Annotated in this window: 6 protein-coding genes; all 6 read right to left on the minus strand. The window is 30.8% G+C overall.

What is annotated here, in order from left to right; genetic code table 11:
* On the minus strand, positions 1–200 hold a 200-nt coding region (locus tag RSB60_RS04225; RefSeq protein ID WP_332614734.1), incomplete at its 3' end, for a dephospho-CoA kinase.
* A gap of 1 nt (position 201) precedes the next feature.
* Positions 202–1,017 (minus strand): DNA-formamidopyrimidine glycosylase, encoded by an 816-nt coding sequence (gene mutM / locus RSB60_RS04230; RefSeq protein ID WP_332475032.1) that lies wholly within the window; start codon positions 1,015–1,017, stop codon positions 202–204.
* Positions 1,017–3,626: a DNA polymerase I gene (gene polA / locus RSB60_RS04235; protein WP_332614737.1), complete on the minus strand. Its 2,610-nt coding sequence runs from the start codon at positions 3,624–3,626 to the stop codon at positions 1,017–1,019. Before polA ends, mutM begins: the two co-directional genes overlap by 1 nt.
* Before the next feature lie 78 nt (positions 3,627–3,704).
* Positions 3,705–4,766 carry a metal ABC transporter substrate-binding protein gene (locus RSB60_RS04240; protein ID WP_323380298.1) on the minus strand — a complete coding sequence of 354 codons (1,062 nt, stop codon included), beginning with the start codon at positions 4,764–4,766 and terminating at the stop codon, positions 3,705–3,707.
* Positions 4,767–4,794: 28 nt separating this feature from the next.
* Positions 4,795–5,895: an AI-2E family transporter gene (locus RSB60_RS04245; RefSeq protein WP_323380297.1), complete on the minus strand. Its 1,101-nt coding sequence runs from the start codon at positions 5,893–5,895 to the stop codon at positions 4,795–4,797.
* A 55-nt stretch (positions 5,896–5,950) separates the two neighbouring features.
* Positions 5,951–6,628 (minus strand): RadC family protein, encoded by a 678-nt coding sequence (radC, locus tag RSB60_RS04250; protein WP_323380296.1) that lies wholly within the window; start codon positions 6,626–6,628, stop codon positions 5,951–5,953.
* Between the last annotated feature and the right edge of the window lie 128 nt (positions 6,629–6,756).

Genomic DNA, 6,756 nt, shown 5'->3' on the forward strand with positions numbered 1-6,756 from the left:
ATTTCATTTCGATGAATACCATCTTCATGAACACATGTTGGAAATAAGTTAACTATTTCTTGATATGCTGGATGAGTATTTAAATACATCTTATGAACTTCTTCATCACAGTTAAAAACAGAAAATCCTAGCTTTTTAATAAGCTTACTACATTCTGACTTTCCTGATCCAATTGTTCCAGTGATAGCGACTTTTCTCATTTTACCTCTTTTGACAATGTGGACAATAATATGTCCCTCGTGTTGCAACTCTAATTTTTTTTATTTCATTATTACATCGTGGACATCGCTCATGTTCTTTCCCATGTACTTTCACTTCAAGTTGAAAGCGACCGGTTACACCTAGTGAAGAAGTATAGCTTCTAATTGTTGTTCCACCTAAAGATATCGCATGTTCAAGAATTGTCTTTGTTGCTTCAACAAGATCTTCTGCATTTTTCTTAGTCATTTTCTTACATGACTTTCTTGGATCAACACCAATCGCAAAACATATTTCATCAGCATAAATATTTCCAACACCAGCTACAAAACTTTGATCAAGAAGTGCACCTTTAATTGGACCACTTCTTTTCTTTAATTCACTATAACAATATTCTTTATTAAATTCTTCATCCCACGGTTCCGGTCCAAGACCTTTAAAGTGGACTAAATCATAATCTAGTGGGACAAGTTCCATTCTTCCAAATTTACGTGTATCATGATAGCGAAGTTGTTTCCCACTTCCTAACGTAAAGATAACATGCATATGTTTATTTGTATCTTTCATCTTTTCTTCATGAAAGAACTTTCCTTCCATACGTAAATGGGAAATCAGAATATAATCATCTAATACAAAAATTAAATATTTACCCCGGCGTTTAAACTCTCTAAAATGTTGTCCAATAATTCTTGTTTTGAATTCATCTAAATCAGATGCAATTATTCTATTCCACAATACTTCCACATCTGTTATTTCTTGATTTTTAATTTGATGTTCAAGTGTTCTAACTACTGTTTCTACTTCTGGTAATTCTGGCATTATTTCGCCTCATACCAAGTAGAACCAACTTTGCATTCCGCTTCTAATGGAACTTTTAATTCCATTGCATGTTCCATTCCATTTTGAATTAGTTCTTTCATGATTTCAATTTCATCTTGTGTAACATCAAATATCAATTCATCGTGTACTTGTAGAATCATTTTAGATTTTAGATTCTTTAGTTTAATTTCATTTTGAATATGAATCATAGCGATTTTAATTAAATCAGCTGCAGAACCTTGGATAGGTGCATTCATCGCAGCACGTTTTCCAAATTCCCTCACCATATGATTTTTATCGTGAATCTCTTTTATCTCACGCCGTCTATTCAATAATGTCGTAACATACCCTTTTTCTTTACATTGTTCAATAACACTATTCATGTAACCATGAATACCTGGATATTTTTCGAAATATGTATCAATAAAATGTTGAGCTTCTTTTCGACTTATTCCTAATTGTTGTGATAATCCAAAATCTGAAATACCATAAACAATTCCAAAATTAACTGCTTTAGCTTGTCTTCGCATATGTGAATCTACTTGATCCTTATCAACACCAAAGACATCCATTGCAGTTTTTGTATGGATATCAAGATTTGTATTGAATGCATCAATAAGACCTTTTTCATCTGCCATATGTGCCAACATTCTAAGTTCCACTTGAGAGTAATCTGATGCAATTAAAACATTATCTTTTGTGGGTATGAAAGCTTTACGCACAATTCGTGCTTGTTCATCACGCACGGAAATATTTTGTAGATTTGGATCACTACTTGATAATCTACCAGTCTGTGTAGCGCATTGATTATAAATAGTATGAATTCGGTGATCCGCTTGAATGTATTTTTTCAAACCCTCAGCATACGTACTATATATCTTTTGTACCTTTCGATATTCCATTAAGTCATCAATAATTGGATGTATACCTTGAAGTTTTTCTAATACTTCGATTGAAGTACTTCTTTTTTTATTCGCTGGCAATGCTAAATGATCAAATAATACTTCCGCAAGTTGTTTAGGTGAATTCAAATTGAATTCTTCTCCTGCATGTTCGTAAATCGTTTGTGTCAATCTTTCAATTTGACGATAAGTATCTTTTGAAATTTCATCTAGAACTACTTCATCAATAAGTATCCCTTCAACTTCCATCTCAAATAAAACTTTCGACAATGGCATTTCGATTTCATAGAATAATTCTTGCATCTCATATTCTTCAATTAACGGTTTACTACTGATATACATTTGCATAACATAATTCGCAAATTGACATGCATGCCTAATTTGTTGATTTCCATCTGGAAGTTTAGGTTTCATAAAAGTTCCATAAACATCTTCAGTAGTAAATTCTTCATTAAAATTATAGTTTGTTTTAATACGTTGCCAATTTGTCAAAGTGCTATCACACAAGAACACTGCAATCATCGTATCAAAATAAATTCCATTGATTTCTAATCCAATACGTTTCATGCAATGATACATTAGTTTAGAGTCAAACGTTATTTTTCGTTTCGCACTTTTTAGCCAATTCACAAAGTGTTCATCTTTACGCGCATCAGTTAAACTAATGTAGACACCATGTTCCTCTTTCATAACTACAAATCCTGCTACTTCCGCAAGATTAGGTTGATCACAATTTGTATCTAATATAAGTACAACATCATCCACTAAAAATTCTTGTGGTACTTCCTTTACTTCTTGTTGGTTAAATTCTTTTTTATCTTCTACAATGACTTCATCACTTGAATCGATTAGTGATTCAAATTTCTTAATCATACTATTCATTTCAACAGATTCAAAAAATTTCACAAGAGAAGCATAATCAGGCGTATATAAACAATCGTCAACAGTAATAGGTAATTCTACATCTGTTTTAATTGTCGCTAGTTGTTTACTTAATCTTGCTTGATTTTGAAACGTTTCAACACGTTCCTTCAATTTTCCTTTTAAGTCATCAATATGATTCAAAAGATTTTCTACTGTTTCATACTCTGATAAAAGTTTTAATGCTGTTTTTTCACCAACACCTGGAATTCCTGGAATATTATCCGATGCATCACCCATTAATCCTTTTAAATCAATAATTTGTTGTGGTGCAATTCCTAAAGATTCCTTTAAACTTTCTACTGTATTTTCTTCAATTTCAGTTATTCCTTTTTTCATCAACCAAACTGATGTTGTATCATCAATTAGTTGTAATAAGTCTCTATCACTTGAAAGAATATTAATATCCCAATCAGGATATTTCTTACTCATCGTTCCAATAATATCATCTGCTTCAATTGATGTTAATTCACAGCGTTTAACGTGATATGCATCCAAATAATCGCGAACTAATCCAAATTGCACTACTAATTCTTCTGGTGTTTCCTTACGACCACCTTTATAATCTTCAAATATATCATGACGGAAGGTATGCTTTCCTGAATCAAACGCAACTAAAACTGCTTCTGGTTGCACAAGTTCCAATGCTTTTTGAAACATGCTTGCAAATCCATAAACAGCATTTGTAGGTAATCCCGTTGAAGTTGTCATTGGTCTACCATAAATTGTTGCGTAAAATGCTCTAAATAGCATTGAATTTCCATCAACTAACAATAATTTTTTCATAAAAACCTCCAGTATTATTTTATCATGAAAGCACCTTTAAATATAGAAAAATGAGAATGAAAACATTCTCATTTTTAGTTAATTTAAATCATCATGTGCTTGATTCATTTGTTCTTCAGGTTGACCTTCAGTTGCAGTTATTTTTGATTGTACTGCCACTGGAATATCGGTTGCCATCGATTCAAGTGTTGCTAAGTTCTCATACATGATTGAAATGTAGTCTTTATTTTCTTCTTGTTGACTAGTAGTTAATGATGATAAATTACTCATTGTAACACGTTTAAGTCCTAAATCCTTTTCAAGAGTTTCAAGCATTTGAACCATGTCTTCAGGAAGATTTGGTTCATAAACAATGTATTGAACATTGTCTGCAATAATTCTATCTTTAATAATTTTCAATTGTTCATCAGTTGGTAATCCACCATATTTAGATAATACTATTGGATACACTTGAATACCATAAGCCTTTTGCCAATTACCAAAACTTGGTGTCATTGATACAAATTTGATTTCTTTGTTTTCATTAATTAATTTAGTCGCAAGTTTTTGATATTCTGCATCCAGTTGAACTAAATCTTTCTCTAATGCCTCTAAATTTTCTTTGAAGACACTACTATTTTCACTATATGTACTAGATAACCATTTTTCAATATCTTTTGCCATACTAAGCATCGCAATTGGATCCATCCATAAATATAAATCTTTTTCATATGAATCAACATTCGCAAACGGTTCACCTTTATAATAAGCTGATTCAATATAAGTAATTGAACCATCTACATTGATGGGTGTATACCGTTGGAACTTATAAATTGCATTTAGAACTGACAAGTCATTTGTTTTAACTTTAGAATCTTTTATTTCCTTTGAATTCACTGATAAGTAAGGTTCTAGTGAACCAATGTGGAATAAAGTTTGTGATAAATCCAAAATATCGAGATAGTTATCAACCAATGTAGCTCGTTGTACAATTTCATCATTTTGCACTGAAATCACTTGTAATTTATCACCGACCAAACGATTCGCTAAATAACCTACTGGATATACTGTATATGCAACTTGCATTTTTTTAACATCACAACCCGTTAAGGCTGTAAGCATCAACGCAAGGATTAAACTCAAGATCAATTTTTTCTTCATGTTCAACCTCTTTTCTTATACGATTATATCACAAAGTTTCCTTGGCTTCACCCTCGAATTTTTCACGATAGAATTCAATAATAACACGAATAATCATATAAACAGGAAGTGATATCATAACCCCAATTGAACCAAATAAAATTCCTCCTGCAAATATACTAAATAATGTCCATAAAGGTCGTATTCTACTATTTTTCATGTGTACAAATGGCTCAATTACATAAGCATCTATATTGGATAAAAGAACAATACCAATTAATAAACATACAATATTAAATGTCGGCAAAGATAGTGCCGTTAAAATACCAATAAGATTAGCCACCGTTCCTCCAAAGTAAGGTACAAGTAAACTAATTGAAGATAGCAAGGCTAAAACAAACCAATCTTTATGCCCAATCAAATAATAGAGAAGTCCATACTCAACAAATTTTATCATCATTAAAATTACTAATCCATGAAGATAAATCCCTATACGCTGATCAATCAGTTGAAATAATTTAGGTAAATCTGGATTGAATTTTTCACTCAAACGATTTATATAACTCGTAATTTGTTCATATTCCAATAAGAAATAAATAGAGATAATTACCGCAAATAATGCATTGGTCAAAAATCCAATAAAACTATTAAATATTTGAGGTAATATTGCACTTAAATTTGGTAGCCAATTTTTTGATTCATTTAATAAAACATTGAACTGCTTAAATACCTCTTGAACAAGTGTATTCGTATTATTCATGCTATTCTCTTTGTAGATTTCAAATAACTTGTTAACTGCCTGAATCAAACTATTGATAAACGATACCATTTGAGTGTAAATCATCGGACTTACAGTAAACACTAATAAAGTTAAACATATTAACAATAAGAAAAAAATCAATGGTACAACAATTTTCTTGGTAATTCCTTTTTTATCCAAATATCGCACTATTGGATATAATACATAAGCAATGACAAATCCAATAATAAACGGTAACGTGATTTTAAATATTGTTTTAATTACCGTCATCCATACATGTGATGTTAATGATAATAAATAAATTATGCCTAAAATTCCTAACAATTTTAATATTCGATTTAAAGTAATACTTTCTTCTATCTTCTCTTTAAATTTTACTGTCCATTTCATATTCATATCCCCCATTAATAATAACACGCATTTAAAGTCAAAGTAAATTTACATTTTACATTAAACCCTTTGATTTAAAGCTAAAATAACTATGGTTAGAGACAATTAAATGATCTAATACTTCAATGCCAATAACTTCACCGCACTCGACTAATTTTTGTGTTATTTCTATATCTGCTTGGGATGGAACTAAGTTCGTTGATGGATGATTGTGAACCAAGATAATTCTGCTTGATGATTTCAAATACGCTTCTCTAAAAACCTCTCTTGGATGAACTATACTACTGTCTACTGTCCCTTTAAACAATATATCAAAACCAATAACATAGTTTTTAACATTTAAGTAAACTACTAAAAAATTCTCCTGTAATTCATTTCCTAATTCTAATTTAAGCCATTGAATTAATGCATTGGGATTATCCATCACATCATGATTTGTTGTCTCACAAAAAGTCATTCGCTTTGCTAGTTCGAAACACGCTAATAATTCTAGCGCCTTCGCCTTTTTGATTCCTTTTATTTCAAATAATTCATGCATACTCAATCGCGATAAATAAGTTAATCCGTTTGATTTCTTTAATACATTTTCCGCTAGTTCCAAACTTGATGTCCCTTCAAATCCCGAACGAATAAGTATTGCTAAAAGTTCAACATTTGATAAAGATTTGATTCCATATTTCTCTGCTTTTTCTCGTGGTCTTTCCTCACGAGGTATTTCTTTTACAAGTCCCATTGATATCACCTCAATTTATTTTTAACAAAATAGTTGGAATTCCTAATATTTTATTAAAAAATACAAATGATTTAATTGATTATACAATTACATTTTAGCTATTTGTGATACACTTAAACTATAAAGTG

It is taken from the genome of Anaerorhabdus sp. (genome assembly GCF_036657415.1).
In the GTDB taxonomy this organism is placed as follows: Bacteria; Bacillota_I; Bacilli_A; order Erysipelotrichales; family Erysipelotrichaceae; genus Anaerorhabdus.

What these genes read in the sequence shown, in the direction of transcription:
- mutM (WP_332475032.1), bottom strand. Translation starts at nt 1,017, where the DNA reads ATGCCAGAATTACCAGAAGTAGAAACAGTAGTTAGAACACTTGAACAT.
- polA (WP_332614737.1), bottom strand. Translation starts at nt 3,626, where the DNA reads ATGAAAAAATTATTGTTAGTTGATGGAAATTCAATGCTATTTAGAGCA.
- RSB60_RS04245 (WP_323380297.1), bottom strand. Translation starts at nt 5,895, where the DNA reads ATGAAATGGACAGTAAAATTTAAAGAGAAGATAGAAGAAAGTATTACT.
- RSB60_RS04240 (WP_323380298.1), bottom strand. Translation starts at nt 4,766, where the DNA reads ATGAAGAAAAAATTGATCTTGAGTTTAATCCTTGCGTTGATGCTTACA.
- radC (WP_323380296.1), bottom strand. Translation starts at nt 6,628, where the DNA reads ATGGGACTTGTAAAAGAAATACCTCGTGAGGAAAGACCACGAGAAAAA.